Source organism: Paenibacillus sp. EB106-04-04-XG159, assembly GCF_058791835.1.
In genome coordinates this window covers 1-26,562 of sequence record NZ_JBYTDY010000021.1, presented here as the reverse complement: position 1 = coordinate 26,562, position 26,562 = coordinate 1, and the positions used below count along the sequence as shown (strand labels likewise).

The window sequence follows — 26,562 nt, the reverse complement described above, 5'->3', positions numbered from 1 at the left end:
CTAAATGTTTGAACATCTGGAAGATCAATAGTAGATAGAGAAAGGCATTAGTCAGATATTAGGAGGAGATAGTATGGAACTATTACAAGAAATCATGAATTTGCATAAAGGCGGCAAGCTGGAAACGACATTGAAGAATCCGATTCGCAACAAAGAAGACTTATCCAAGGTCTATACTCCAGGTGTAGCTAAAGTGTGTCAGGCGATTGCCCAAGATGATAACCAAGCGTATGAACTGACCACGAAAAAAAATACAGTAGCGGTCGTATCAGACGGAACTGCTGTATTGGGACTCGGCGACATTGGTCCAAAAGCAGCGATGCCAGTTATGGAAGGGAAGGCTGCGCTGTTCAAACAGTTCGCTGACGTGGATGCTGTGCCGATCTGTCTCGATACGAAAGACACAGAGGAGATCATCAAAATCGTTAAGGCGCTTGCGCCGACATTTGGCGGTATCAATCTGGAGGATATCTCTTCACCGCGCTGCTTTGAGATCGAGAAGAGATTAAGAGAGGAACTAGACATTCCGGTCTTCCATGATGATCAGCACGGAACTGCCATTGTTGTACTCGCCGGATTGCTGAATGCATTGAAGGTATGCGGCAAAGATATCAAAGAAGTTAAGATCGTCGTGAATGGTTGCGGTGCTGCTGGTATCTCGATTTCCAAAATGCTGCTGCACGCAGGTGCCGTGAACCTGATTGGGGTTGACCGTGAAGGTGCGATTAGCCGTAGCCTACAATACGATCGTCAACACTGGAGTGACTTTGCTCAAATCACCAATCCTAATCTCGAAACCGGTAAGCTATCGGAGGTCATTAAAGGGGCAGATGTATTTGTCGGTGTATCCGCACCGAATATACTGACCGTAGAGGATCTTCAAAATATGGCGAAGGACCCGATTGTATTTGCAATGGCTAATCCGACGCCGGAAATTGATCCAATCCTAGCGGCTCCATATGTAAAAGTAATGGCGACGGGTCGTTCCGACTTCCCGAATCAGATTAACAATGTACTGTGCTTCCCTGGTATATTCAGAGGCGCGCTGGATTGCGAAGCGACGGATATTACCGATGAGATGAAGCTTGCGGCAGCAGAAGCTATTTCTTCCGTGATTGATCCAGCAGATTTGAATGAAAACTACATTATTCCTGATGCATTTGATAATCGTGTGGTAGAAAGAATCCGTCAAGCTGTTGCTGAAGCAGCGCAAAAGAGCGGTGTAGCGCGTAAGAATCTGATTCCAAGCATGAGCTAGAGCTCACGACTGTTGGTAGAATACACATAAGATGTCGGCAAATAAAAAAATAAGAACAACAGAGGATATTGCGTCTAATGAGTAGGCGAACATCCTCTGTTTTTTTGCGTTTAACGTGAAGTTCTTATTTCATATTCTGCTGTTCTTCTCTTGTTGGTCCTAATACACCTGGAACAGGCAAGCCTGCTTGACGCAACAATACCGTCATTTGACCGCGATGATGTGTCTGATGATCAATCATCATACGGAGCACAGCGCCTCGCGGTGCTGGACCCATAAATGTCTCAACATTTTCAACCATTGCTTCATCTGTTAATGTATGTACTGCTGCACTGGCTAAGCGATCTACCATAGTTCTGTAAGCTTGAACGATATCGCTCGCTTGAGAAGGAACCGACTTCGAATCACCGACTGGCTCCATCTTTAAGCCGGCCAAGCCTGCGAAGAACATAGGACTATTTGCAAGATGCCAGCCTAACCAGCCAAGAGTGCTATGACCTTCTACGATGGATTGATTGAGCTTATCATCTGTCAATGCCTCAAGCACCTTAATCGTTCCACCTGCTGCACGCGTCCACTCAGCTGTAAAATCTTCTACTGTTCTATACATCTTAATCGCTCCTTCGTAATTGGTGTAGAATAGCACACTAAACAACGTTCATCATTCATAATAGTCAAATTTGAAGTAATTATCAAATAGCTAATTTGACCGATTATCGATAAGAAGGCAATGGAATGATGGCTGTCGAATTATTCAAAATTTATTAAGAACGCGCATTAATCGCATGCTATTTCGCGGTTCGTTAACATTAGCGCCTCAGCCGCTGAACGTTTCGGTTTCAGGCTGAGATGCAGAAAAACGACGTCTCAGCTACTAAGATCAGCCTCGCCGAGCCTAAAACAAGGCTGAGACGTCGAAAAAATGCATCTCAGCCTCCAAAACGTCTCGTTTGCGGGCTGAGATGCAGAAAAACGATGTCTCAGCCGCCGAGACAGGCCTCGCCGAGCCTAAAACAAGGCTGAGACGTCGAAAAAATGCATCTCAGCCTCTAAAACGCCTCGTTTGCGAGCTGAGATGCAGAAAAACGACGTCTCAGCCTCCGAGCCAGGCCTCGCTGAGCCTAAAACAAAGCTGAGACGTCGAAAAAATGCATCTCAGCCACCAAACCGCCCCGTTTGCGGGCTGAGATGCAGAAAAACGACGTCTCAGCTACTAAGATCGGCCTTGCCGAGCCTAAAACAAGGCTGAGACGTCGAAAAAATGCATCTCAGCCACCAAAACGTCTCGTTTACGGGCTGAGATGCAAATAAACGACGTCTCAGCCTCCGAGCCAGGCCTCGCCGAGCCTAAAACAAGGCTGAGACGTCGAAAAAATGCATCTCAGGCACCAAAACGCCCCGTTTGCGAGCTGAGATGCAAAAAATCGACGTCTCAGCCGCCAAGCCGGCTCCGCGGGGCCTTACAACAAGCCCAATATCTCTTCAATTTAAGCTCTTCTCCACACAAAATACGATAAGCTGATCAGCAAGTCGATTGCCAGCACGGCGCACCATAACGTGGATATGCTCACCAAGGCTTCGGTCCGAGCACTGTCGTTGATCCAATATATGATGCCCCACAGCATTCCTTGTCCGATCACGAATGCCAATGCATGAAGAAGCCAACTGCCAAAATACTGTTTCGCGTAAGCCAATCCGGTCAAGCGAATCGGCTTAGGCCCCTTCATCACATAATAACGAAAACGTTCATCCGCCCATGCGATCATTCGCTTTCCATAAGCGACGGAGACGCCGATGTATATAGCGGCAAGTCCGTGAGCCGTCGTAGCGGTTGCACCGTTCTTCATATCGATTGCCGTTGCGACGAGCAGCACGAGGTCAATCAAAGGGGTTAACGCGAATAGTATCCAGCTTAATCGCTCTTGTTTCCATATGTAGCGTGCGAACAAGCCTGCTAATATGACAACCCAGAACCCAATCTCACAGCCAATGATAAAATAAACTAACATATTCATAATGCATGCTCACTCTTTCATTTTTGATATAAGAGTTGTTAATGATTTACATCAAACTCTCTACAGAAGTATACAAGATGACGTTACGTCACATGCAAGCATTCTTTCTCGAAATGAATGAAAAGCAGTTGTAAAGAAAGCATGCAAAAAACCGGAGGCGAAGGCGCTCCGGCTTAAGGGAATTGAACTGGTTATTGCACCTTTTTAGAAGACTCCTCGGAGGTTGACTGCTGCTTGAATACTTCTGCCGCTTCCTCTGCTGAGAATTCAGTGTCGGACGCGCCTGGCACTGGAAGCTTGTTTAGTTTAGTAGTTTGTACTTCTGCTTTCGTCGCTGGCTTCTGTTGCTCGGACATGGTAACACCTCCTCGTTGTGCATTTAATTACAGTGTTAGGTTTCCGATTAGCAGATGGGATTATTCCCAGCCTTACGTTTCAAACGGACTAAGCCGTACGCGTGAGAAAACTTCATAGAAAATTCACTATCAAAAAGTAAGTTTGAGAGCCATAATTAAAATGTAGTATATTTACTTATAAACAATATTGAAATAAAGGAGTAGAGTGAAAGATGACAACAAAGCATATCGTAGGTATTTCCGGAAGCTTGCGTAAAAATTCATTGAACACAGCATTGCTGCTTAACGCGAAGGAAATGCTCCCAAGTGAGTATACATTCACATTAGCTGATATTTCAGCTCTTCCTTTGTATAATCAGGAACTAGAAGGCGATCTGCCGCAATCTGTAAAGGATCTTGCGGGGCTGTGCCAAACAGCGGATGGCTTCTTGATCAGCACACCAGAATATAACGGCTCGATCCCGGGTTCTTTGAAGAACGCGTTGGATTGGATGTCCCGCCAATTCCTAGGCACTCCGCTTGCGTTGAAGCCAGTAGCAGTTATGGGCGCAACACCAGGCCTTTACGGTACTTCCCGCGCGCAAACCCATCTGCGTGATATTCTGTTGTATCTGAATATGGATGCAGTTACGCGTCCGGAATTGCTGATTGGACAAGCACATCAGAAGTTTGACGAGTCCATGAACTTCACTGACGAGATGGGCAAGCAGTTTATGAAGCAGCTGATGGACAAATTCGTTACAAAAGTGGAGAGTGCAAACTAAGCAGCATAGCGAACATTAATAGAAACGAGGCTGGTTCGAGGCAGTAGATATTGCTAAGGGTCAGCCTTGTTCTGATATCACAAACGTTAAGGAGTCGTACGGTGGAATATAAGCAGATTAAAGATCATTTAATTGAATTATCGGAAGAGGGGTACCGGCAATTCTCCTCAAGACTGATACCTAATACGGATCATATACTAGGGGTTCGGCTGCCTGCATTGCGCAAATTGGCACAACAGATCGCTAAGGGAGATTGGCGAGCCTTTCTTGCGCATGCTGAGAGTGAATATTTCGAGGAGATTATGCTGCAGGGCATGGTGATCGGGTATGTGAAAGCGGATGCTGAAGAGATTCTCAAGCAGGTTGCCAGCTTCGTGCCTAAGATCAGCAATTGGTCAGTATGTGACAGCTTCTGTATCGGACTGAAATTCACCAAGAAGAACAAGGAGCTCGTATGGAACTTCATTCAGCCCTATTTATCTTCAAATAAGGAATACGACATACGCTTCGGAGTGGTGATGCTTCTCAATTATTTTATCGACGACGAACATATCCGCAGTGTCCTGCGACTACTGGACGGTGTGAAACATGAAGGGTATTACGTCAAGATGGCAGTGGCATGGGCGCTTGCTGATTGTTATGTGAAGCTTCCCGAGCAGACGATAGAATATTTGAACAGCAATACGCTGGACGACTTTACTTACAATAAAGCGCTGCAGAAGATGACGGAGTCCAACCGTCTGGATCAGGCTACGAAAGCAATGATCCGCAGCATGAAACGCAAATCATGATGTGAAGGTATTGAGGCTGAACGATGGTCCACAGAATTGGACTCGTATTAATTTTCCGCATTAAGGTTCGAATCCGTGTTGACTCACATAGAGCTGGTCTTCTGGAAAATGAAGCTTGAATTGGTCGTATACCCTGTTGTAGGCGGCAGGGTGATACCATTCTTCTAAGTCCGGCTGTTCATATAACTGCTGGATGCCTAATTGGCGGGTGCGCCTTCCGCCGCTTCCGTCTCCCATAAAGTAATCGTCGATGCAGACTCGATTCACGAACGGCCGCAGCGCTTCCGCAAAACGATTGCTGCATGGCAGCATTGGCGCAACTGTGGCTTGTGTCGGAATACCAGCCTCTGCTAGCAACTGAAGTGTCTGTAATCTAGCGGCAATAGGAGGGGCGCTCGGCGAAAAATGCTTTCGAAGCTCTTCACGGTCAGTCTCAACCGTCATGCTTACACGAACTTTCTTTCCAAGCTGCAGCAAGAGATCGATATCTCTTCGCACCAATGGGCTTCGTGTCTGTACAAGAACAAAGTCAGGCGAGTCGCTAACCATTACCTCAAGCAGGGATCTTGTGATCTGTTCTTTGTACTCAATCGGTTGATAAGGGTCGGTGCTTGAGGACATAAAGATCGTGACAGGTCCCTTCGATTTCGCTCTTTGCAGTTCTTTGCGAAATACGACTGCGGCCTCTTTCTTGATATCTACCCATGTTCCCCATTGCGATTTACGGAAGACGGAAACCGGCATCTGTCGGACATAGCAATACGAGCAACCGAACGAGCATCCTGTGTAAGGATTAAGGGAGTGGCTATAGCCTGCAAGGAAGCCGGTTCCTTTATTCAGGAGGGTCTTCGGTAATTTGTATTCATATGCAATGCCCATCATGGTCCACTCCCTTTCGTACAGATCGTATATTTCTCCTCAGCCTATACAGATAACAATTGAAAAAGGCTGGTTAGTCCCCAGCCCTCACAGTTGTTTATTTATTCTTATGCTTCATTTTCATAATTGAACTGCCACTCGATGCCGAACTTATCCGTTAGACTGCCGTAGCATTTGCTCCAGAATGTTTCTTGGAGCTCCATTGCAACCTTGCCGCCTTCCTTCAGCTGGTTAAACCAAGACTTGATATTGTCTTCATTGTTGCTGACGACCGATAAGCTGACATTGTTGCCCGCAACAAACGGCATTCCTGGAAATACATCAGAAAACATCACAGTGCTTCCATCAATATTAAGCCGCGTGTGCATGACGAGATGCTTGGCTTCCTCCGGGAGCGGGTATTCAGGGTTAGGCGGCGTAGCTCCGAAGGTCATAATCTCGGGTTGTTCTGTACCAAACACTTGTGCATAGAACTCAACCGCTTCACGACAGTTGCCATTGAAATTAAGGTACACTTGAATAGCCATAGCGAGCACTCCTTTTAATTTGAAATATTAATAATTTAAGTGGTTTGCTGGGTTATTATAACATAGTTTTCTTGGGATGCAAAAAGCTCGATAGCGGGAGTACTTAAGCTTGTTTCGACATTCAAAAATGGGTGTACCGGATTGATGCTGCAAGGCGATAGTTGTGCATTATCTTGTTCGTGATAGGGTGTAATTGCGATATACTAGAGACAGGGCAATTGCTCATCGTTCAGCAGAGGTGATAAAAGTGATCGTTATATGGTAATAAACGAACTGTATATGTCATATCGGGACCTGCGGGAGTTGGCAAATCCACCACTTCTCAAGCACTCGTTCGACGATTCTGCAACAGCGCATATGTGTCTGGAGACGACATCAGCCATATGCATATCAATGGACGCAGGAAGCCGTGGGAGAGCCAAGAAGAGCTGTCGCTCATATGGAGCAATATCCTGCAAGTGACTAGAAACTTTGTGGAGCATGGTAATGATGTAGTTGTGGATTATGTTGCATTTCCAGATGAAGTGAAGTGGTTCAAAGAGCAGCTGAAGGGATTGGACGTGCTAGTCGTTTATGTGGTGTTGTGGACGGATAAGGAAACCTTATTGAGCCGAGATGCGTTGAGAGATCCAGAGTGTCAAGTGGGCGAACGCTGCTTGATTCTAATAGATGAGTTTATGGAATCGGGATTAGATCCGAAGCACGTGCTCGATACGAGCACGATGTCAGTTGCTACCCTTGATCAAACGATTGATGAGATTATCAATTTCCCAAGATACCGGTTGGTCGAATCCTAGTAAGTTGTGCATTTAATAGCGCAATATATGAAAATATGATAATATCTGCCTATATTAATTAGGGCGGTGAGCATACTCTCCTATGGAACATGTTGCGAAGATCATGGGGATTCCATTTCCCAAGATGACATTAGATCAGACGCTGCAGCGTGTCAGTGAGGTTATTGATCAGGATAGATCTGATCTGTTTCATGTGGTTACGGTTAATCCAGAAATCGTCATGTCGTGCCAGAAGGATCAGCATCTGCGGTCCATTGTGGATGAGGCGGGGCTCATAACGGCTGATGGTATCGGTATCGTCATGGTGTCCCGTATCAAGGGTGGCAATCTTCCAGAGCGGGTAACTGGCTGTGATCTTCTTATTAAAATGCTGGAGGTCGGCAACGAGAAAGGATGGTCCTTCTACTTGCTGGGTGCAGACGAAGAAACGAGCCGCAAAGCGTCAATGGTGATTGCGCAAAAGTATCCGAACGTCTCCTTGCTAGGTAGGCATCACGGGTTCTTCCGTCAGGAAGAGGAGAGCGGTATCGTTGAGGAAATTCGAAGTCTAGAACCTGACGTACTCGTTGTAGCGCTTGGCGCTCCATATGCGGAACGGTGGATTCATAAGTATAAATTATCTCTACATTCGAAGATGGCAATAGGTGTCGGCGGGAGTCTCGATATCATTGCCGGCAAGGTGAAGCGGGCGCCGCTGATCTGGCAGCGCATGCATCTGGAGTGGCTGCACAGGCTGCTTCATCAACCGTCCAGATGGCGCAGACAATTGATCTTGCCTCGATTTGCGATAAGAGCCATCTTATATAAGGAAAAAAATTCATAGACTAGTAATAAGAAGACATCACACCAAAGCTGCGAATGGCGATACCATGACAGTGAGGATGCGTATGATGCAGTTACTATCCCCATTCAGCATGACTGGTGAACAGAAGGGTGAGAGTGGAATGAGTAACCTGAACATATTAGTCGCTATACCGAAGGGAAACATCTTTAATACTTTTTTTAATGAGGAACTGATTCGGAAGCTTGAAGAAGTAGGGGAAGTCTACTGGAATGAGCAGAGCGCGCACTATACTCCAGAACAGTTCAGTGAGCAGCTGAAGGATATGGACATCTGCATAACAGGCTGGGGAGTGCCTATTCTGGATGAAGCTGTGCTGCAGAATGCGAACAAGCTGCGCTTGATCGCGCATACAGGCGGATCGGCGAAACCTTATATTACGGATGCGGTGTACGATAAAGGTATTCGTGTCGTCACCGGGAATGAGGTGTTTGCGGAGTCGGTTGCAGAAAGTGTCATCGCTTATGCCCTCGCGGCGTTACGAGACATTCCTCGGTATTCAGGAGAATTAAAGCAAGGGAAGTGGCCGTCCAGCTTCTATAATGAGGGGCTGCTGGATAAGACGATCGGCATCGTAGGGTATGGCATGATCTCTCAGATGGTCGTCCAGATGCTGAAAGTATTTCATGCTAAGATTAAGGTCTATTCAAGGCATATTTCACAAGAGGAGCTGGATAAGCACGGGATGCAGAAGGCTTCCTTGGAGGAGATATTCTCTACTTGTGATATTGTGTCCATTCATAGCGCCATGACGTCTGCTAATTATCATATGATCACAGAAGAGCTGCTGGATATGATGCGGGATGGAGCTTTACTAATTAATACCGCTCGCGGAGCGATTATACACGAAGAGGCGATGTGCAGAGTGCTTGCGCGCAGAAATATAAGAGCCGTGCTCGATGTGTACGAAGTTGAGCCTCTTCCTCCAGGTCATCGACTGATGGAGCTGGATAATGCACTGCTCATGCCTCATATGGGAGGACCTACAATTGACCGTCGCCTTATCGTAACCGAGTCTCTCATCGATAATATTCATCGATATATCGAAGGCAGAGAGTTGAAGTGCGAGATCGATCGCTTCTACGCGAGCAAGATGACGAATGCATAAACCAAAAGGACCGTGGATGCGTTGTATCCACGGTCCTTTTGGTTGTCTGCCGGGGCTGAGCCGCCAAAGGCGTGCTCGTGGCGGCGAAAAAGAGGCTGAGATGCAGAAAACGAGCATCTCAGCCCCAAAAAGGCCCCGCACGCGGTTTGAGACGTCGCAAATTGGCGTCTCAGCCGCCAAAGGCGCCTGCGCGGCGGCAAAAATGGGGCTGAGATGCAGAAAACCAGCATCTCAGCCCCAAAAAAGCCCCGCGCGCGGGCCGAGACGTCGCGAATTGACGTCTCGGCCGCCAAAGTGGCCTGCGCGGCGGCGAAAAAGAGGCTGAGATGCAGAAAACCAGCATCTCAGCCCTAAGAAAGCCCCGCGCGCGTGCTGAGACATCGCAAATTGACGTCTCAGCCACCAAAGGCGTGCTCGCCTTTCAGAGCGTGAATATTTCCGCTGACAGGGTTAATTACATACTCCACTTCCACACCATTTTCGTTCACTGCAAAATAATACCCGCGCTCAATAAACGGATTTCCAGTATTGTCAAGGCTAATGTTCTGCTTCTCCATGTTTTGAATCTGGAATTCTCGGGCATCTAGCTTGTGTGTCATGAGCAATGTCTTAGCTTCTTCGTAGGAGTAGTTAGGATAGAAGACTCCGATGATGATCGGAATTAGGAGTAATAACGTGATCTGCAGGCCAGTTAATATCTTGAATCTTATAGGTGATAATTGCTTCGTGAACGTGCATGATAATAAACCAATCAAAGCCAATGAAAGAAGAAATCCGCTGCTCATAACACCGCTATAACGTGTGAATAGATCATAGAGTACGAACAAGACCCCGATGAACTCCACTGTAAACAAGAGTGCAAATAGGAGCCGCAATTTTTTCATCCGATCACCTTCATTTCATGTGCAAATAAAAATCACCAACAGGTTGGTGCATAGCCATTCAACTTATCAATTTATACAGAGTATACCTTCCCTGTAGGTATGTGGAAAGGAGATTATCGTAAACCAAGTGTACAATTTACCTTTACTGGGGAAGAATACCGATGATAAGGGCTGTCAGACATAAACAACTGCTTTAATGTGTGAAAATATATGGCGATATAGGCTGGTTTGTAGGATAATAAAATATTGAAACTAATTTTGACTGATGGACATGCTTTCTCGAAAATGCGATTCCGTTGAAATTAGTGGAGGACACTCACAATGAATAATGGTTTTGATAAGCCACAAGAAAGGAACATCCAACATGAGAGCAGTAATTACAGTAACGGGGAAAGACACAGTCGGCATTCTTGCTCGAGTCAGCACAATGTGTGCAAATCATAACGCAAACGTAATCGAAGTTAGCCAGACTGTACTGCAAGAATTGTTTGCTATGATTATGATCGTGGATATCGCTCGAATTTCCTGTGGCTTAAGTGAGCTTGCAGATAGAATGAAAGCAGAAGGCGAACAGCATGGACTGGTGATTCACGTGATGCACGAGGACATCTTCAATTCAATGCACCGCATTTAAGCTGCATTTCAGAAGAGCTTACAACCACATATTGCACATCTAAGGCTTGAAAGGAATGTACGTTAATGATAAATAACTCGGAAATATTAGAAACGATTCAAATGATTCAGGATCAGAATCTGGATATTCGCACGATCACGATGGGGATCTCGTTGATTGATTGTGCTGACACCGATATTGAGAAGAGCTGTGAAAAGGTATATGCGAAAATATGCCGACTGGCACGTGACCTTGTTAAGGTTGGCGACGATATTGAAAAGGAATACGGTATCCCGATTATTAATAAGCGGATCTCGGTTACTCCGATCTCTGTATTGAGCGCAGTAAGCGGCGGCGACCCGGTTCTATACGCAAAAACACTTGATCGCGCAGCCAAGACGGTAGGCGTTAACTTTATCGGCGGCTACTCCGCTTTGGTGCAGAAGGGCTTTGCAGCGGGAGACCGCGAGCTGATCGAATCGATTCCGCGTGCGATGAAGGAAACGGAGCATGTCTGCTCCTCTGTTAATGTAGGATCGACGAAGGCTGGTATCAACATGGATGCCGTCGCGTTGATGGGCAAGATCGTGCGTGAATCCGCTGAACTGACGGTGGACACCAACTGCTTCGGACCGGCTAAGCTGGTCATCTTCTGCAACGCGGTTGATGACAACCCGTTCATGGCAGGAGCGTTTCACGGTGTGGGTGAAGGAGACTGCGTGATCAACGTAGGCGTGTCCGGACCAGGTGTTGTTCGTGCCGCAATCGCGAACGCGCCGGACGATATCGATCTTACACAAGTAGCGGACATCATCAAGAAGACCGCCTTCAAGATTACACGGATGGGGCAGCTTGTTGGTACGGTAGCGAGCGAGCGTCTCGGCGTTCCATTTGGAATCGTGGATCTCTCGCTAGCGCCAACACCTGCAATCGGTGATTCGGTTGCCCATATACTCGAAGAGATCGGGCTGGAATCCTGCGGTGCCTACGGTACGACTGCAGCGCTGGCTATGCTCAATGACGCTGTGAAGAAAGGCGGCGTTATGGCGTCATCGAGAGTTGGCGGCTTGTCTGGCGCATTTATCCCTGTATCGGAAGACGCAGGCATGATCGCGGCAGCGCGTTCCGGCGCGCTCAGCCTTGAGAAGCTGGAAGCGATGACGGCTGTCTGCTCCGTCGGACTCGACATGATCGTTATTCCAGGCGACACGCCGAGCGAAGTGATCTCGGGTATCATTGCGGATGAAGCCGCAATCGGCATGGTGAACTTCAAGACAACAGCAGTTCGCGTCATTCCTGCCATCGGAAAGAAAGAAGGCGAACAACTAGAGTTTGGCGGACTGTTCGGCACAGGGCCAGTCATGAAAGTAAACCAATATTCGCCGATGAAGTTCATTAAGCGCGGCGGACAGATTCCAGCACCGCTTCAGAGCTTGAAAAACTAAAATCGCAGCAGATGCTGCCATATGCACCCTCTATAGTCCGTTAGGAAAGTACTTTGATGTACTCGCCTTCCGGTGCTGTGGAGGGTTTTTTTTGCGAATTTCAGCTTTTTTGATGGAAACATTTTCAATATAGATGCGTCATAAGTATTATGCTTGAGTATATATTTCGAAATAAAGTGCCATTGTTGGACAAAGTGCTACACGACTGTCATGCGATCAAGGAGGAAAGACAATGAACCCCAATCATACCGTATTGACTAGAAAGAGGCCGAAGAAATGGTATACGAGGAAATGGGTAATTGCTGTATTTGCAAGCGTCATTTTGCTTGGCAGCTTAGGATTCATCTTTCAGAAGCAGTTAGCGGTAGTGTTGTTTAAGGCCACTATCGCCCCTAATGTAGTGGAAGCAATAGATAGAGCTTATGTTCCAATTGGTATTGAAGTTGAAAAAGAGGAAGCCGTCGATCATAAGAAGCCATTTTCGCTCCTGCTGCTAGGGATTGATGCGCGTAAGAACGATAGTGGACGCTCAGATACGATTATATTCTCTGTACTTAGACCAGATGACAATAAAGTGCTGTTGGTATCGATACCGCGAGATACGTATGCTGAGATCGTCGGTCGTAAAAATCCTACGAAGATCAATGAAGCTTATGGGTATGGCGGGATCAAGATGAGCATCGATTCGATCGAGCTGCTTATGGACAATCGAATTGATTATTATGGCACGATTAATTTTCATGGTCTGATTGATGTAGTCGATGCAATAGGCGGTGTGAAGCTGCCGATCACTAAAGTTATTGAGAATAAGAATCCGATTCATGAGAAGTTAAGAATTGAGCCAAATAAACCGATATATAATGGTGAAGATGCTCTGAGCTATGTTCGTTACCGCGAAGACTCGGATGAGAATCGAACGATGAGACAGCGAATCTTTCTAAGTTCTTATATGGATCATTTGTTACAATTGAAAAATATTACGAAGGTACCGGAACTGATCGAGATCGCTGGGAACAATTTCACTACGAATATGACGTCAGACTTTATACTAGAGACGGCTGAAAGCATATATCTGAAGGACGGTATGCCAAGCATCAGCAGTTATATGCTGCATGGAGAGGGCGCGATGCGAAACGGCATATGGTATTACGATGCTGATGAAGAGGATCTTACTTATACGAAGCAGCTAATCGCGAATTGGCTTGATCCGAATACGACGCTGGCAACATTGATGGAGCCTAAGTCCCTGACGAACTAAATTTGGATGATGCATGCGATGGTACATGTTAAGGCTCTTGCATAGTGCGAATGAAGCTGCACTTGTTGGGAGCCTTTTCAAACCAGTCCGTTTCGCACATTATACATAAGCTTGCAGAATGGCTGATAAAGGAGGAGTCACCTTGAAGAAGAAAGTGTGTTTACTCATCTTGTGTACTTCCGTTCTATTTTCGATGGTGAATCCGCATATGGGACAAGCTTCAGAGGTCAACAATATCTCGAAACAGCTGCAAGAGCTGGAAGAGCAGAGCCGCTCTGCGGAGAAGAAGCAGCAGGAAGCGAAGGATTCCATCTCGACAGTGGAAGCGGATAAGAATCGGACTGAGGCCGATCTTAATCTCATCACTTCTCAGATTGATTCGAAGATGAAAGAAATGGCTGAGGTTTCGAAAGATATCGAGCAGTGCGAGATGAGTCTGGAGGAGAACGGATATCAGCTGGAAGCAGCGAATCAACGTATTGAAGAGAGATCCAAGATGTTGGACTCTCGAGTTCAGCTCATGTATATGAATGGCAGAGCATCCTATCTGGATGTGCTGTTCGACGCGACAAGCTTCTCCGATTTTATCAGCCGAATGGATTCGCTGGAGATGATTGCTCGAACGGATAAGAAGATGCTGGAGGATCATAAACGCGACAAACAGCTCGTTATCGAGAAGAAGCAGGAGATTGAGAAGGAGCTTAAGCGAGTTCGCAGTCTGTACGCGCAGCTGGATGCAACGAAGCAAACGCTGATTCAGAAGGAGCAAGAGAAGGAAGTGATGATCGCGGGCTTCGATCAGGAGATCGAAGAGATGCACAGCTTAAGTGAAGAGCAGGACAAGCTGTTGGTCGAAATTGCGATGATGCGCTCTGGTTTGCAACAGCAGCAGCTTGAAGAGATCGAGAAGGAGCGCAGAGCGCGCGAGGCGGAACGGAAGCAGAAGGAACAGCAGAAACGCGAAGAAGAACAGCGGCAACGCGAAGAAGAGATGAATCGCGAGGATGAGCAGAGTAACTCTGAAGCAGAGAATCAGGAATCGGAGTCAGCGGAAGAGACGGAAAGCGAGAGCTCGAGCGGCTTCGGTGTGATGTCGATTCCTCTGAAGGATGACTATGTGATCACGTCGCGATATGGTTCGCGCACCGATCCAGTCACGGGTAAGCAAAATGTATTCCACAGCGGCTTAGACATGGGTGCTCCAGCGGGAACGCCGATTTATGCTGCGGAGAGCGGTATTGTTACAGTAGCGGAATGGTGGGGCGGTTACGGCAACTGCGTCATCATTGACCACGGTGATGGCGTATGGACGTTATACGGTCATATGCGTGAAGGTGGCATTAAAGTATCTAAAGGGGATATGGTCAACGTCGGTGATCAGATCGGTGAAGTCGGAACGACTGGGAATTCGACGGGCAACCATCTGCATTTTGAGGTTCGACTGAATGGCAATAAGGTCGATCCTGAGCCGTATTTGTGGTAATAAGATGCGGTCATGGTAAGAACCGTAATCGCTAGATTAATATTGGACATGAACAGGGGGCCCTTGGGCTCCTTGTTTTTTTTCATACGAACGAATCCGCAAGAAATTTACTGGCAGTCTACTACTTTTGAAGGATTGTATCTGAAGGCAGCAGCGAATATGATGAGAATATGTTTTGCAAACCATTCAACAAACTTTAACAACATCTTAGCGACTATCCTTTCTTATATGAACTAGATGTAATATAATGGATGTAATTTTGCATAATCATGAACCATAATCAGCATAATAATGAAACTATAATAGGACGAAAGTGTGGATATTGCTAATGAAATGGATTGAGGTAGAAAAAGCGGCACCTATTAATGGAAGTGTCATCATCCCAGGAGGCAAGAATAGTTCACTGGCGCTTATACCAGCAGCGTTGCTGGGTGATACGGAAACCGTGCTGCAAGGGATACCGAATATATATGACGTACAAGCGATTGAACGAATTGGACAGTCTATCGGGTTAAAGATCGAGCATAAACTTAATGGTGATCTTGTCGTCAATTCCGACGATGTGTTTTCTGCTGAACTGGATATTTCATTAACATCTTCTTATAGAGCATCCTATTATTTCATTGGTGGACTACTGCATAGATTTAAGAAAGTAAAGCTAGGTTATCCTGGCGGCGATAACTTTGTAGACCGTCCGATTGATCAGCATATTAAAGTATTTAAGAGCTTCGGCGCGACTGTTACTCTGGAGAATAATACATATACGGTTGAAGCAAAGAAATTAGAGGGCTGCAGCATCTATTTTGATGTCATCACATCAGGCGCAACGATTAATGCGATACTGCTTGCTTCCTTAGCAACGGGTAAGACCACACTTCTAAACTGTGCGAAAGACCCTGAGATTGTGGATGTATGCGAGATGCTGAATACGATGGGCGCGAAGATTACTGGAGCAGGTACGGATACGATATCGATAACGGGCGTACAATCTCTAACTGGATGCACCTATAGGGTTATTCCGGATCGCTTAATTGCGGGTGCATTTCTAATGACCGTTGGCATTACAGAGGGAACCTTGACATTGGAAAATGTAATTCCTGAACATCTGAAATCATGTATAAGCAAACTTGAGGAAATCGGCATGGAGTTTGAAATTGGTGATGACAAGATCATCGCGTACGGCGGCAATACGATTAGAGCCACTCGAATTCGAACAGGAATGTATCCGATATTTAATTCAGATATACAGCAACCGATGACAAGCCTTCTCTTGAAAGCTAAGGGAAAGAGCATTATTGCTGATAAAGTTTATCCGTATCGTTATAATCATCTGGCGCAGCTGGGAAGATTAGGCGCAGAGTATCAGTTGAGAAAGGGAGTTGCTCGCATTACAGGCGGCAAGGAACTGTATGGCAACATCGTTCATGCTACGGATGTCCGTGCAGGGACATCTCTCATCTTAGCCGGACTGATGGCGGAGGGAGTCACTAAGATTACGGGAATCGAGCATATTGAACGCGGATATGAAGATGTAGTCAAGCTCTACGCGAGCGCAGGAATCACGCTTAGAAAATGTGAAGGTGAGTTTACCAACAATATGATCGGCGGCGATCAAATTACGATTGCATAATTTTAGATACAAACTGAACATTTCATGATCAAGTCTCGTACGAAGAGATGACGATTGCTTTAACTCCAGCCCTCTAGCTGGAGTTTTTTGCCAGTTAAATCCCTTCCTTTCATTTACAATAGTGTAATATGATAGGTTTCTGAATAAACGTTTCTTCTCATGAGGTGAAGTGATGAAAAGATTAATGTTAACTTGCTTGTTGTTCGTATTGCTTACTGGCTGTGCTAAGGCCGAATCGAGTAAACCAATTACGTTAAAGGTGGTTTACCATAACGAGAGTGAGTTCATGCAGAACTACGGAAATGTATACAACATGAAATATCCGAATGTTAACTTCGAAGTTATTCCTCTTGATCCTTATAACAAAAGAGGCCTCTCATCGGCAAATTACGACGCGTTAATCGATAATGAAGAGCCTGATCTATTGTACAACTTCGGCATAGAGTGGTTAGTACAACAAGGGAAGCTAATCAATCTCGATCCCTATATTAATCAATCGAAGAGCTTTAATCTGGATCAGATAAATCCGAATCTTATCGCTGATTTACGCAGCAAAGGAAGTGGTAATCTTTATGCCCTGTCTAATACGTTTGTAGGGAAAGCTTTATATTATAACAAGGAGCTGTTTGATGAATACGGAGTCGAATATCCGGTGGACGGCATGACTTGGAATGAGGTATTCCAAACAGCAAAGCAATTCACGGCGATGAAGAATCGCGATCAAGCAGATGGTATAACCGGACTCTATTATGCTGGACAAGATCTGTTTAGCCTGGCGACTGAAATGGCCTATTCACAGCAACTTAGATTAGTAGACCCTGCAGGCAAGCATGCGGAGATTAGCTCTGATAAATGGCAGACGATATTTTCTGAAGTGATAGAAGGTTCTAGGAGCGGGTATATCAGTACGATGAAAGATGTAGATGCTTCTCTTAATCCACTGGAAAGTGGTCTATTCGCAGAAGGTAAGGCAGCGATGACAGTAGATTACTCGTATTTGCTCTATAACATGAAAGAAAAGGATTTCGCATGGGATATTGTATCTGTTCCGGTTGATCCTGTCACCCGTGGCAGTATATTTTCCACCATACCTAATCAAGTATTTGGGGTCAACAGCGAAACAGCGCATGTAGAAGAAGCATGGAAATTCCTCGAATATATAAATGGGGAAGAGTTTGCTAAGCTGAATCAAATGAGCAGCGTCTATGATTCACTGTCAGCGCGAGAACCCTACAACAAGCAGAGGGATAAGGTTCATCTGCAATCCTTCTATACTGTTCAGCATGTGGACGAGCCTAGTTCTCCTCTGGATTTGCAGAAAAGTACGGATATCTATTCAATCGCTTCCCATACAATTGAAGTAGCAGTCCAAACAGATTATGACATGGATCAATTCATGGAAATGCTACAAGCTAACATGCAGGCTGTGCTGGATAGGCCCTGATGAACGACTCTATTGGGATCAGACACTTTTTCATAATGAGAGTTATATTCCGGTTTGATTCCCGTGGAATATTTTTAAAATGAACTCACGATCAGGTACCTCGAACTTAGCGTAAGAAGCGAGGAAGGCGGTATTGTCGTATGCTGCCGCCTTTAATTCTATATGTATTCCCTGTTGACTGATTAACACGATCGCGTATCTCGCAAATGGTTTATCGTAACAGCCTAATGAGCCCGGATTCAGATAGATGCGGTTGGCACTCTGAATATAATGAACAGGATGATGATGTCCAAAGGAGATTAGATCGAATTCATATCCAGCAAATAATCGCTCTAGTTCATCTAGCTTCGGTTCAACTATGGAACTGAATGGATCCTGCGCAATCGGTGCAGCGATCAACTCTTTGTCGATGTGGTAATGAATGAACAGTGCTGAATGACCTTCCACTTCTGCAGACAGCATACGAGGGAGGGCTTCCAATCGTGAAATATAGGTGCTGTCTAAGCGCTTAGCGATCCATTCATGATGCTCCCTTACGTGCGTATGACTTGTTGGGTACTCTCTGCCCTTCAATAATGCCAATACCGCTTCATCATGATTGCCAGTAATCATAGAGACATCTTCTCTATCGAATAGCTGCTCCAATACCTCATTGGAATCAGGACCGATTCCAATCATATCCCCTAAACAATAGATGTGATCAACTGTATACAGATGATCTATCTCAGCTAATGCCGCACGCAGTGCGGGTGAATTGCCATGCACATCTGTTATAATAGCAAGCTGTTTGCTCATCGACTGTCCCCCATAAAGTTTATTACATTTCTATTTAGAATTTAGTATTTTTAATGAGACACCCATATTCAAGTTTATTCAAACCGAGATCTTCAAGACGTCATAGGCCACCAGTATCTGATGAGGTTCAAAAAATGCGCATAGATCTTCATGCGTATTGATTGCGTTGTGAGAGAAGCACGTTACGTTTACTATTGATCTCCCATCGATACAACATTCTGCACGCAACGGTTCCTTCGTCTTCAACATGGTCTCCGCATTCATATGCGTGCCTGAGTGCGGCAGTAGCCCAGAAGTGCATAACAAGATGACAATGTCCAAGTGGTAATTTTTTAAGTACTGCCAGGTTTCCTCTGGAAACCTGGAGCTGTCATGGGCGTGAAGCAGCTTGCGGTCGTTCTTCTCGATTAAATAGAAGAATACAGTTTCTTCCATAATGTGATAGGCCATCAGTGGATGGATATCGGCCGTTTACGTTGTTACTGGCTTAGAGGGTTGAATTCAATTCATCTCATATTTGCCAGTAAGTCCGTTTTTCACCTTATCACTTAGATCGAAATTTATAAAACCAGTCACGTCAGGATATCGAAAAGAATTAATTCTGCTTAAGTAAAATCATCATCCACAACAAATAGGGTTGTTGCAATATCTATGCATTTATTGCTCTTCCTGCAGAAAATTTTCTAAAGAAAGCTTACCAGCGTTCTTATCTAGTTCTTTCTTCAATTTCAAGATCTTTTCCACTGTTCCCTCAATTTCCATACCTTAAAAATTTGCTTTCACCTTCTCTTCTTCAAGATATTCAAAATGGCTGAACTCACTCCATATTTCATAAAGGATCGTACCATCTCTTCTCTATGGTCTCTTATACCGCAAATTCAACAATTGATACCACACTTAATTGCCACCTTTTTTCACTAAGTTCGTTTTTCATATTTTCCTTATAAGAGCCTCATTTCAAATAGTCAGTATGAAAATATAATTATGACCACGCAATTTTTATGTGGGATATACTGGAATACATTTCGTTCAGTAATAGTTATGTAAATGTTATATTATGTATGTAACAAAATTCGTGCAAAAAAACCTAAGTACAGCAGACAATAATATTAAGATGATTAAAAATTCGAGATCAGGAGTTTTATCTGCCGCTGAAATTAATGAAATTGAATCGGCACAATATGCTAAAGCAGATAAAGCAATAATGCTTGAGACTGATGCCCTTTTAGAAGAATATGGTTGGGTGAAAATACCACAATCTGAAGAAAATACGATTTCTCCTAGAACTACTTCTGCAAATGCCCAAATATCAAGTTCTATTTATGTAAATACTCAAACAGGAGCTTACAGAGCTGAATCTACTTTAGCTTGGAGTCAAATGGACGAGTTACACGACGCGGAAGACATAATTTCAATTGGTGCTGATAAAAATCTTAATATCAGACAGACATATGGTAATTCCTATAGTAGAACTGGTATCAATACAGGCACTTCTTCCAATGGTAGTTGGAGTTCTTGGAGCTTAATCACAGACCGTAAAACAGAATCAAACGGTTTTTTATGGAACGTGATCGATGAATATCATCAAGCATACAAGGTTACTGTGTCAATTTATTTCGAGTTAACTGGTCATGCTAAACTTTATTCATCCTATGCCCATAATTATAAAACGAAGGAAACTCAAGTTTCTGCGAGTATTGGTAATTCGGGCTTACAGGCTCTTAATGGACAATTAACCATATCTTATAATACTGTGAACTCAGCTTGGGGACCGATTCAAGGTCCACTTATGAATACACAGTATCCTGATAATCCATAATTATTGTTTACATAGAACCGTAACTTATTTAAACTTGTTATGGTTCTATGTTTTTTTTGAAAGGAGTTTGGCAATGGAAGGGAAATTCATGCTATTTTGTCTTGTTGTGTTAATTTGCGCGGGAAGTTCGAGAATCGATAGCAACAATAATTTAAATATAGATTTAAAGAGCGCGATTGAATACAAGGTTAGTGGTAAAATTGAGATTCTACAGACAAATGAGACAGATACAAACAATTTCGTTATTTATAAAGATGAGTCATCAAACATTATAGGTAATACTTATTTTAAAGATCAATATGGTATGTTTAAATATTCTAGCGATAATGAGCAATCATTTCAATTTGATATCAATAAAAAAAACAATGATACTTTTCGTTGGGCTATATACCCTCTAAATGATTATAATCAAATTATTTGGGGAGTAGTATTCGAGCCAAATGATTCGAAAGAGATTTCATTTGAGTTCGTAAATGAACTTAATGAAAACTCCTCATTTAGAGTGCCCATAATTAATAATTCATTTTGTATCAGTCTGAATAATTCCTTCAATATCAAGAATGTTACTTCAATTAAGGTTTTTAACTCAACTGGTGAAAATATAGCGACATTCAAATAGTATAATATTCATTCTATTGTTCAGGGTTGTTACAACAGACTCCAATCATGACATGCCAATCGCTCAGAACATCCTGCAACAAGACTTCACTGCAACGAAACCAAATGAGAAATGGATGGCCAACATCACCTACATTCCGTGCTGCCAAGGAAAGCTCTATCTCCCCAGCATCTTAGACCTATACACGAAACAAATCGTTGGATGGAAATTAAGCGACAGAATGACGACTAGTTCGACTTATTCCTATCGGTTCCTTCCTGAGATTATTCATTTACACGTGAGTTATACAATTCTACGATCCCGCTTCATCATGTTATCGATAAATGTTTTATGTTATTTTAACTTTATATTACGTTCAACTATGCTATATTGGATGCAGGTTTATGAAATTTACGATTAGGGAGAGATCATAATGTCACTGCGCATTGGTAAGATTAGCTATTGGCATGTACATGCTTGGGATTATACGAAACAAGCGGCAGAGCATCCAGACACTGAGATTGTTGCAGTATGGGATGAGCTTACAGAACGCGGGAAGGAAGCTGCCAATAAGCTGGGAGTGCCTTTCTATGAATCTTTAGATGAAATGCTCGCTAGCGATATCGACGCTGTTATCGTTGATGCGCCTACACGCATGCATCGAGATGTCATGATTGCGGCTGCCAAGGCAGGCAAGCATATCTTCACTGAGAAAGTTATTGCGCCAACCTTGCATGAGGCAAATGAAATACTGAAGGCTGTCGAAGAAGCGGGTGTTAAGCTTACCGTATCTCTTCCTCGTCTGAATGACAGTTATACACTGACGATTCAACAGATTCTGGCGGAGAAGCTGTTGGGTCAGATCACGAACGTACGAGTGCGCTTGTCGCATAATGGAGCGATTGCGAATTGGCTACCAGACCACTTCTACAGCTTGGAAGACTGCTTAGGCGGTGCACTGATCGACCTTGGGTGCCATCCGATGTATCTCACAGCTTTGTTCTTAGGAGAAGAGCCGATCGATGTAGCTGCTCAATATGGATACGTAACAGGCAAGCAAGTGGAGGATAACGCGGTATCTGTGCTGAGAACGAGCTCAGGTGCAGTAGGAATCGTAGAAGCTGGTTTCGTAAATACATATTCACCGTTTACGATCGAAGTACATGGTACTGACGGTTCGCTCTTCTACGGCACTCCGGAAGAAAAAATGCTGCTGCGGACGAATCGCAAAGGAGCAGAAAATGCGGACGGATGGCAGGAGCTGTCGTTGCTCGCTAATCGCGAGAGCGCGTTCTATCAATGGGTCAACCATATTCAGAATGGAACAACAGCTGACGTAAATATCGCAGCGGCACTGCAATTGACGAAGCTGATGGAAGCTTCCAACCGCTCGGTGCAAGAACGTCGCGCGATATCCCTGGAATCGCTGGAACAATAGGCAATAACGAATAGATAGCAGCCGGTGCCGTGAAGATAGGCTTCACTCATCGGCTGCTATATTTGTTTAGGTATGTATGCCGCTTAGCGCTTCGTTCCAAGCCGCAATGAAGGCCTTGATCGATGGATACCGTTCGCTTCGATCCGCGCTGACGGCTTTCTTGGCTACCTCGTACAGTGATGGGGAGGCTTTCCACTCTTCCAAGCAGCGGTTATGGTTGCTGCCTAGCAGCTCATATGCCGTCGCGCCCATCGTAAATACATTCGTGATCTCATCGATCACTCCGCCCTGTTCGAACTCTTCAGGTGACATGAAGCGAGAAGAGCCCCACATTCTGCCTATCGTGTTGATGTACGGCGCTCTTTGGTAGAAGTCGATATCGCATATCGTAGTCTTATGTGTGTCGAAGTCATACATGATGCTGCCGTCATAGAAGTCGATGGCGACATAACCGCTCTCGGCAACATTCTGATGCAGACTAAAAATGGTCTGGAGGCAGTTCAGCTTGTGCTTCAATTCCAGCTGCTCGAATCGGTAATTTGGCGATTGGGGATGTGTGTATTTCGGATACTTGTCAAAGTTCCAATGCGCATGCAAGGATTCGCCATCGGCCCATTTATATACCGCCGCATATCCGCTGCCAAATTCAGATTGCTCAAGCAATTGAATCAGAGCAGGATGCTGGATATCCTCATATACGGAGATCGAATGCTTCAGCCTTGCAACGGCATCTTCAGTACTTCCCCCATAATGAATCGTTGGTGCTCCTGCATACTTGATAAATAATTTCTCATTTCCGCTCTGTACGCCGAAGCATAGATTGCCGGAATCCTGCTGATCGAATACAGCAAACACTTTTCCATACCTCGCGAGCCAGTCGAAATCATGATCTTTCCTGAGCGTGAACGAGATCCCGTCAATGCATTTCTCAATACCTGTCATTCATACACCTCACTATTTTTTGTTTATACGTAACTCAGCATCAACTCAGACTCGGCAGTGAATCGCACTGTTAATGACCCATAGGAACTGTTGTCATCTGCATACAAGTTAATACTGTAATAGTGTATTTCCTAGCGAAATGGCATAATTGCGGCTTAGCATAGATAGTGATGAACATGGTACAATAATCCTGTTAAACTTGCAATAACATTATGGGTATCGGAAAGGGGAAATCACACATGTCCACAACGGTTGCCTTCATATTTGCGCATCCCGATGATGAAACGTTCTCTTCGTCATGTTTAATTCGTGAAATCGTTGCACGCGGCGGCAATCCCGTATTGCTAAGCGCTACACGCGGGGATGCAGGCAAGACCGGTCTGCTGGCGCCGATGAGCAAGCAGGAGCTCGCCGTTGTTCGTGAGCAGGAGCTGAAGACAGCTTGCGAAATATTAGGAATGACGACGATTGAGCACTTGGGATATCCAGACGGACAAGTGACTCAGGTGCCTCGAGAAGAGCTGGTTCGGCATATAGAGAAGTTTGTCAAAGACCATCAAGCGGACATCGTCATCACGTTCCCGGCGGATGGTGTCAGCGGTCATGCCGATCATATTGCGGTGCATCATGCCGTCAATGAAGCGATTATGAACGGACACTGTCCAAGTGTGAAGAAGCTTTACTATTGCACGCCGGTGCTGCCGGAAGATCGTCATAAAGTGACAATTATGCTCGATATTACACCTCATTGGGAGTGTAAGGCTCGCGCGCTGCAAGCGCATGAATCGCAGAGCTTCTCTGTACAGCGCGTGTTTCCGAATTTGCCTGAGATGCCAAGCTTGGGAGCGATGCGGACTGAGGCATTTACATTAGTATGGGAAAACGGCAAGCCGTCCGAGGGTAAACAAGAAGACTTTATTTTCTAGTCCAAAGTAGATCATCCCATTATAAAACTTAATTATATTAGAAGTTTATGGAATCTTGTTGTCGACATCTAGTATAATAGAAGGTACTTTATGCAGAGAGGAAGCGTAATAATCGATGAAATTTACTGAATATCCGTACAAACGCCCTGAGCTAAGTGAAATTGTACAACAGTTCAAAGAGTTGTTGGACCAGTTCAATAGCGCAAGCAGCTTCGAAGAGCAAGACAAAGCGATGACTGACATCAATGCATTGCGCCGCAACATTGATACGCAAGCCACGATTGTCAGCGTTCGTCACTCCATCGATACGAATGATGAGTTCTATAAAGCTGAACAGGAGTACATGGATGAGTCAGGGCCGATCATTCAGGAGTACATAACGAATTATTATGAGGCGCTCGTGAATTCGAAGTTTCGTTCCGAGCTCGAGAGTAAATGGGGAAGCCAGTTGTTCCGTTTGGCAGAACTATCGCTGAAGACATTCAGCCCTGAGATCATTGAAGATCTGCAGCTCGAGAACAAATTGACAACGGAATATTCGCAATTGATCGCATCTGCTAAGATTCCGTTCGAAGGTGAAGAGCGGACTTTAGCTCAATTGGTACCGTTCGAAACTTCAAAGGATCGTGATATGCGCCGTCGCGCGTTTGAAGCTCGCTATCTGTTTATGGCTGAGCATGAGGCTGATTTCGACCGCATCTATGATGACCTTGTTAAAGTTCGGACGAAGATGGCGAAGAAGCTTGGCTTTGCGAACTATGTTGAGCTCGGCTACGCGCGTATGTCCCGTACGGACTATAATGCGGAGATGGTTGCCAACTTCCGTCAGCAAGTACTTGATAATATCGTTCCTGTAGCTACTAAGCTGAAGGAACGTCAACGTGCTCGGATTGAACTGGACCAATTGAAATTTTACGATGAAAGCTTAATATTCAAGTCCGGTAATGCAACGCCGAAGGGAGATCCGGAATGGATCGTGGCGAATGGCAGCAAGATGTATTCCGAGTTGGCACCAGAGATGAATGAGTTCTTCAGCTTTATGGTGGACAACAACTTGATGGATCTAGTTAGCAAGAAAGGCAAGCAGGGCGGAGGATATTGCACATTCTTCCCTGAATACGGCGCACCGTTTATCTTCTCGAACTTCAATGGAACTTCAGGCGATATCGATGTATTGACACATGAAGCGGGCCATGCGTTCCAGTGCTATGAGAGCAGAAGATTCGAAGTGCCGGAGTATAACTTCCCGACTTATGAAGCGTGCGAGATTCATTCGATGAGCATGGAATTCTTCACTTGGCCGTGGATGGAGCTATTCTTCAAGGAAGATACGGAGAAGTATAAGTTCATGCATTTGGCTGATGCGTTGCTCTTCATTCCGTATGGTGTATCTGTGGATGAATTCCAACATTTCGTATATGAGAATCCAGAAGCGACTCCTGAAGAGCGCAAAGCGGCATGGAGCAGAATCGAGCGTAAATACCTGCCGCATCGCGACTACGATGGCAACAGCTATCTTGAACAAGGCGGCTTCTGGCAGAAGCAAGGCCACATCTTCCAAACGCCGTTCTATTATATCGACTACACCTTGGCTCAATTGTGCGCATTCCAGTTCTGGAAGCGCCTGAACGAGAACTATGAAGCAGCATGGACGGACTACTTGAAGCTCTGTCAGGTAGGCGGAAGCCAATCGTTCGTAGAGCTGGTGAAGTATGCGGGACTCATCTCACCGTTTGAAGACGGCTGCATATCCTCCGTCATCGGGGATATTGAAGGCTGGCTGAACAGCGTAGATGATAAAGCGCTGTAATTGCATATCATCTTAATAAGGCGTTCCTTGAGCATCTCCGTGCTTGAGGAATGCCTTTTATCGATTGCGTGCCCAGAAGCACGCTTCATCTAACCGGTGTAAGTCCGGTCACGGGAGGGGCCAAGCCCCCGTGTAGCTTGG

27 protein-coding genes are annotated in these 26,562 nt (G+C 45.0%); 18 read left to right on the top strand and 9 right to left on the bottom strand.

The window, feature by feature from the left end; genetic code table 11:
* Positions 1 to 73: 73 nt before the first annotated feature.
* A complete protein-coding gene (locus AC3WTP_RS20270; RefSeq protein WP_492396450.1) occupies positions 74 to 1,258 on the top strand; it encodes an NAD(P)-dependent malic enzyme in 1,185 nt (394 codons plus the stop codon).
* A gap of 124 nt (positions 1,259 to 1,382) precedes the next feature.
* Here AC3WTP_RS20270 and AC3WTP_RS20265 read toward each other — a convergent pair whose 3' ends face one another.
* The 3 genes from AC3WTP_RS20265 to AC3WTP_RS20255 form a co-directional block, all read right to left on the bottom strand.
* A complete protein-coding gene (locus AC3WTP_RS20265; protein WP_492396449.1) occupies positions 1,383 to 1,868 on the bottom strand; it encodes a DinB family protein in 486 nt (161 codons plus the stop codon).
* An 877-nt stretch (positions 1,869 to 2,745) separates the two neighbouring features.
* Complete coding sequence (locus AC3WTP_RS20260; RefSeq protein ID WP_492396448.1) at positions 2,746 to 3,273, bottom strand: hypothetical protein; 528 nt, start codon at positions 3,271 to 3,273, stop codon at positions 2,746 to 2,748.
* 191 nt (positions 3,274 to 3,464) lie between these two features.
* Positions 3,465 to 3,629 carry a hypothetical protein gene (locus AC3WTP_RS20255; protein WP_492396447.1) on the bottom strand — a complete coding sequence of 55 codons (165 nt, stop codon included), beginning with the start codon at positions 3,627 to 3,629 and terminating at the stop codon, positions 3,465 to 3,467.
* Between the two features lie 212 nt (positions 3,630 to 3,841).
* On the opposite strand from AC3WTP_RS20255, the gene AC3WTP_RS20250 reads away from it, so the two are divergent.
* Together AC3WTP_RS20250 and AC3WTP_RS20245 are read left to right on the top strand one after the other, a co-directional pair.
* Positions 3,842 to 4,393: an NADPH-dependent FMN reductase gene (locus tag AC3WTP_RS20250; protein WP_492396446.1), complete on the top strand. Its 552-nt coding sequence runs from the start codon at positions 3,842 to 3,844 to the stop codon at positions 4,391 to 4,393.
* 101 nt (positions 4,394 to 4,494) lie between these two features.
* Positions 4,495 to 5,184 (top strand): DNA alkylation repair protein, encoded by a 690-nt coding sequence (locus AC3WTP_RS20245; protein ID WP_492396445.1) that lies wholly within the window; start codon positions 4,495 to 4,497, stop codon positions 5,182 to 5,184.
* Between the two features lie 60 nt (positions 5,185 to 5,244).
* On the opposite strand, the gene AC3WTP_RS20240 is transcribed toward AC3WTP_RS20245, so the two are convergent.
* Both AC3WTP_RS20240 and AC3WTP_RS20235 read right to left on the bottom strand, forming a co-directional pair.
* Complete coding sequence (locus AC3WTP_RS20240; RefSeq protein WP_492396479.1) at positions 5,245 to 6,063, bottom strand: SPL family radical SAM protein; 819 nt, start codon at positions 6,061 to 6,063, stop codon at positions 5,245 to 5,247.
* A 107-nt stretch (positions 6,064 to 6,170) separates the two neighbouring features.
* A complete protein-coding gene (locus tag AC3WTP_RS20235; RefSeq protein ID WP_492396444.1) occupies positions 6,171 to 6,590 on the bottom strand; it encodes a VOC family protein in 420 nt (139 codons plus the stop codon).
* A gap of 284 nt (positions 6,591 to 6,874) precedes the next feature.
* Between AC3WTP_RS20235 and AC3WTP_RS20230 the strand changes: the two genes are divergently transcribed.
* From AC3WTP_RS20230 to AC3WTP_RS20220, 3 genes are all read left to right on the top strand, one after another.
* The gene (locus AC3WTP_RS20230; RefSeq protein ID WP_492396478.1) at positions 6,875 to 7,387 is read left to right on the top strand and encodes an AAA family ATPase; all 513 of its coding nucleotides are present in this window, start codon (positions 6,875 to 6,877) and stop codon (positions 7,385 to 7,387) included.
* 82 nt (positions 7,388 to 7,469) lie between these two features.
* A complete protein-coding gene (locus tag AC3WTP_RS20225) occupies positions 7,470 to 8,210 on the top strand; it encodes a WecB/TagA/CpsF family glycosyltransferase (RefSeq protein WP_492396443.1) in 741 nt (246 codons plus the stop codon).
* Positions 8,211 to 8,274: 64 nt separating this feature from the next.
* The gene (locus AC3WTP_RS20220) at positions 8,275 to 9,336 is read left to right on the top strand and encodes a hydroxyacid dehydrogenase (RefSeq protein ID WP_492396442.1); all 1,062 of its coding nucleotides are present in this window, start codon (positions 8,275 to 8,277) and stop codon (positions 9,334 to 9,336) included.
* A gap of 395 nt (positions 9,337 to 9,731) precedes the next feature.
* Here AC3WTP_RS20220 and AC3WTP_RS20215 read toward each other — a convergent pair whose 3' ends face one another.
* Positions 9,732 to 10,220: a hypothetical protein gene (locus tag AC3WTP_RS20215; protein ID WP_492396441.1), complete on the bottom strand. Its 489-nt coding sequence runs from the start codon at positions 10,218 to 10,220 to the stop codon at positions 9,732 to 9,734.
* A gap of 364 nt (positions 10,221 to 10,584) precedes the next feature.
* Between AC3WTP_RS20215 and AC3WTP_RS20210 the strand changes: the two genes are divergently transcribed.
* The 6 genes from AC3WTP_RS20210 (at position 10,585) to AC3WTP_RS20185 (ending at position 18,093) form a co-directional block, all read left to right on the top strand.
* On the top strand, positions 10,585 to 10,854 hold the full coding sequence (locus tag AC3WTP_RS20210; RefSeq protein ID WP_492396440.1) for an ACT domain-containing protein: 270 nt from the start codon (positions 10,585 to 10,587) through the stop codon (positions 10,852 to 10,854).
* A gap of 68 nt (positions 10,855 to 10,922) precedes the next feature.
* Positions 10,923 to 12,278, top strand: a complete 1,356-nt coding sequence (locus AC3WTP_RS20205; RefSeq protein ID WP_492396477.1) for a PFL family protein — start codon at positions 10,923 to 10,925, stop codon at positions 12,276 to 12,278.
* Positions 12,279 to 12,510: 232 nt separating this feature from the next.
* A complete protein-coding gene (locus AC3WTP_RS20200; RefSeq protein ID WP_492396439.1) occupies positions 12,511 to 13,536 on the top strand; it encodes an LCP family protein in 1,026 nt (341 codons plus the stop codon).
* 142 nt (positions 13,537 to 13,678) lie between these two features.
* On the top strand, positions 13,679 to 15,019 hold the full coding sequence (locus AC3WTP_RS20195; protein WP_492396438.1) for a murein hydrolase activator EnvC family protein: 1,341 nt from the start codon (positions 13,679 to 13,681) through the stop codon (positions 15,017 to 15,019).
* A 328-nt stretch (positions 15,020 to 15,347) separates the two neighbouring features.
* Positions 15,348 to 16,649 (top strand): UDP-N-acetylglucosamine 1-carboxyvinyltransferase, encoded by a 1,302-nt coding sequence (gene murA / locus AC3WTP_RS20190; RefSeq protein ID WP_492396437.1) that lies wholly within the window; start codon positions 15,348 to 15,350, stop codon positions 16,647 to 16,649.
* 172 nt (positions 16,650 to 16,821) lie between these two features.
* Entirely contained in the window at positions 16,822 to 18,093 is a 1,272-nt protein-coding gene (locus AC3WTP_RS20185) for an ABC transporter substrate-binding protein (RefSeq protein ID WP_492396436.1), read from the top strand.
* Positions 18,094 to 18,135: 42 nt separating this feature from the next.
* Here the strand turns inward: AC3WTP_RS20185 and AC3WTP_RS20180 are convergent, their stop codons facing one another.
* Together AC3WTP_RS20180 and AC3WTP_RS20175 are read right to left on the bottom strand one after the other, a co-directional pair.
* On the bottom strand, positions 18,136 to 18,888 hold the full coding sequence (locus AC3WTP_RS20180) for a metallophosphoesterase family protein (protein WP_492396435.1): 753 nt from the start codon (positions 18,886 to 18,888) through the stop codon (positions 18,136 to 18,138).
* A gap of 78 nt (positions 18,889 to 18,966) precedes the next feature.
* Positions 18,967 to 19,323: a hypothetical protein gene (locus AC3WTP_RS20175; RefSeq protein ID WP_492396434.1), complete on the bottom strand. Its 357-nt coding sequence runs from the start codon at positions 19,321 to 19,323 to the stop codon at positions 18,967 to 18,969.
* Between the two features lie 679 nt (positions 19,324 to 20,002).
* On the opposite strand from AC3WTP_RS20175, the gene AC3WTP_RS20170 reads away from it, so the two are divergent.
* From AC3WTP_RS20170 to AC3WTP_RS20155, 4 genes are all read left to right on the top strand, one after another.
* Positions 20,003 to 20,707 (top strand): hypothetical protein, encoded by a 705-nt coding sequence (locus AC3WTP_RS20170; RefSeq protein ID WP_492396433.1) that lies wholly within the window; start codon positions 20,003 to 20,005, stop codon positions 20,705 to 20,707.
* 73 nt (positions 20,708 to 20,780) lie between these two features.
* Positions 20,781 to 21,326, top strand: a complete 546-nt coding sequence (locus tag AC3WTP_RS20165) for a hypothetical protein (RefSeq protein ID WP_492396432.1) — start codon at positions 20,781 to 20,783, stop codon at positions 21,324 to 21,326.
* A gap of 52 nt (positions 21,327 to 21,378) precedes the next feature.
* Positions 21,379 to 21,726, top strand: coding sequence for a DDE-type integrase/transposase/recombinase (locus AC3WTP_RS20160; RefSeq protein WP_492396431.1), 348 nt, complete (start codon positions 21,379 to 21,381; stop codon positions 21,724 to 21,726).
* A 12-nt stretch (positions 21,727 to 21,738) separates the two neighbouring features.
* Complete coding sequence (locus AC3WTP_RS20155) at positions 21,739 to 22,743, top strand: Gfo/Idh/MocA family protein (protein ID WP_492396430.1); 1,005 nt, start codon at positions 21,739 to 21,741, stop codon at positions 22,741 to 22,743.
* A 66-nt stretch (positions 22,744 to 22,809) separates the two neighbouring features.
* Here the strand turns inward: AC3WTP_RS20155 and AC3WTP_RS20150 are convergent, their stop codons facing one another.
* Positions 22,810 to 23,685, bottom strand: a complete 876-nt coding sequence (locus AC3WTP_RS20150) for a serine/threonine-protein kinase (RefSeq protein WP_492396429.1) — start codon at positions 23,683 to 23,685, stop codon at positions 22,810 to 22,812.
* Positions 23,686 to 23,924: 239 nt separating this feature from the next.
* On the opposite strand from AC3WTP_RS20150, the gene AC3WTP_RS20145 reads away from it, so the two are divergent.
* Together AC3WTP_RS20145 and AC3WTP_RS20140 are read left to right on the top strand one after the other, a co-directional pair.
* On the top strand, positions 23,925 to 24,611 hold the full coding sequence (locus AC3WTP_RS20145; protein WP_492396428.1) for a PIG-L deacetylase family protein: 687 nt from the start codon (positions 23,925 to 23,927) through the stop codon (positions 24,609 to 24,611).
* Between the two features lie 115 nt (positions 24,612 to 24,726).
* A complete protein-coding gene (locus tag AC3WTP_RS20140) occupies positions 24,727 to 26,421 on the top strand; it encodes a M3 family oligoendopeptidase (protein ID WP_492396427.1) in 1,695 nt (564 codons plus the stop codon).
* Positions 26,422 to 26,562 lie beyond the last annotated feature (141 nt).

Excerpts from the sequence above, each read along its gene's own strand:
- AC3WTP_RS20215 (WP_492396441.1), bottom strand. The coding sequence starts at position 10,220 with ATGAAAAAATTGCGGCTCCTATTTGCACTCTTGTTTACAGTGGAGTTC.
- AC3WTP_RS20140 (WP_492396427.1), top strand. The coding sequence starts at position 24,727 with ATGAAATTTACTGAATATCCGTACAAACGCCCTGAGCTAAGTGAAATT.
- AC3WTP_RS20235 (WP_492396444.1), bottom strand. The coding sequence starts at position 6,590 with ATGGCTATTCAAGTGTACCTTAATTTCAATGGCAACTGTCGTGAAGCG.
- AC3WTP_RS20240 (WP_492396479.1), bottom strand. The coding sequence starts at position 6,063 with ATGGGCATTGCATATGAATACAAATTACCGAAGACCCTCCTGAATAAA.
- AC3WTP_RS20175 (WP_492396434.1), bottom strand. The coding sequence starts at position 19,323 with ATGGAAGAAACTGTATTCTTCTATTTAATCGAGAAGAACGACCGCAAG.
- AC3WTP_RS20200 (WP_492396439.1), top strand. The coding sequence starts at position 12,511 with ATGAACCCCAATCATACCGTATTGACTAGAAAGAGGCCGAAGAAATGG.
- murA (WP_492396437.1), top strand. The coding sequence starts at position 15,348 with ATGAAATGGATTGAGGTAGAAAAAGCGGCACCTATTAATGGAAGTGTC.
- AC3WTP_RS20165 (WP_492396432.1), top strand. The coding sequence starts at position 20,781 with ATGGAAGGGAAATTCATGCTATTTTGTCTTGTTGTGTTAATTTGCGCG.
- AC3WTP_RS20170 (WP_492396433.1), top strand. The coding sequence starts at position 20,003 with ATGATTAAAAATTCGAGATCAGGAGTTTTATCTGCCGCTGAAATTAAT.
- AC3WTP_RS20210 (WP_492396440.1), top strand. The coding sequence starts at position 10,585 with ATGAGAGCAGTAATTACAGTAACGGGGAAAGACACAGTCGGCATTCTT.
- AC3WTP_RS20180 (WP_492396435.1), bottom strand. The coding sequence starts at position 18,888 with ATGAGCAAACAGCTTGCTATTATAACAGATGTGCATGGCAATTCACCC.
- AC3WTP_RS20220 (WP_492396442.1), top strand. The coding sequence starts at position 8,275 with ATGATGCAGTTACTATCCCCATTCAGCATGACTGGTGAACAGAAGGGT.
- AC3WTP_RS20160 (WP_492396431.1), top strand. The coding sequence starts at position 21,379 with ATGCCAATCGCTCAGAACATCCTGCAACAAGACTTCACTGCAACGAAA.
- AC3WTP_RS20150 (WP_492396429.1), bottom strand. The coding sequence starts at position 23,685 with ATGACAGGTATTGAGAAATGCATTGACGGGATCTCGTTCACGCTCAGG.
- AC3WTP_RS20255 (WP_492396447.1), bottom strand. The coding sequence starts at position 3,629 with ATGTCCGAGCAACAGAAGCCAGCGACGAAAGCAGAAGTACAAACTACT.
- AC3WTP_RS20155 (WP_492396430.1), top strand. The coding sequence starts at position 21,739 with ATGTCACTGCGCATTGGTAAGATTAGCTATTGGCATGTACATGCTTGG.
- AC3WTP_RS20145 (WP_492396428.1), top strand. The coding sequence starts at position 23,925 with ATGTCCACAACGGTTGCCTTCATATTTGCGCATCCCGATGATGAAACG.
- AC3WTP_RS20185 (WP_492396436.1), top strand. The coding sequence starts at position 16,822 with ATGAAAAGATTAATGTTAACTTGCTTGTTGTTCGTATTGCTTACTGGC.
- AC3WTP_RS20265 (WP_492396449.1), bottom strand. The coding sequence starts at position 1,868 with ATGTATAGAACAGTAGAAGATTTTACAGCTGAGTGGACGCGTGCAGCA.
- AC3WTP_RS20260 (WP_492396448.1), bottom strand. The coding sequence starts at position 3,273 with ATGAATATGTTAGTTTATTTTATCATTGGCTGTGAGATTGGGTTCTGG.
- AC3WTP_RS20250 (WP_492396446.1), top strand. The coding sequence starts at position 3,842 with ATGACAACAAAGCATATCGTAGGTATTTCCGGAAGCTTGCGTAAAAAT.
- AC3WTP_RS20225 (WP_492396443.1), top strand. The coding sequence starts at position 7,470 with ATGGAACATGTTGCGAAGATCATGGGGATTCCATTTCCCAAGATGACA.
- AC3WTP_RS20270 (WP_492396450.1), top strand. The coding sequence starts at position 74 with ATGGAACTATTACAAGAAATCATGAATTTGCATAAAGGCGGCAAGCTG.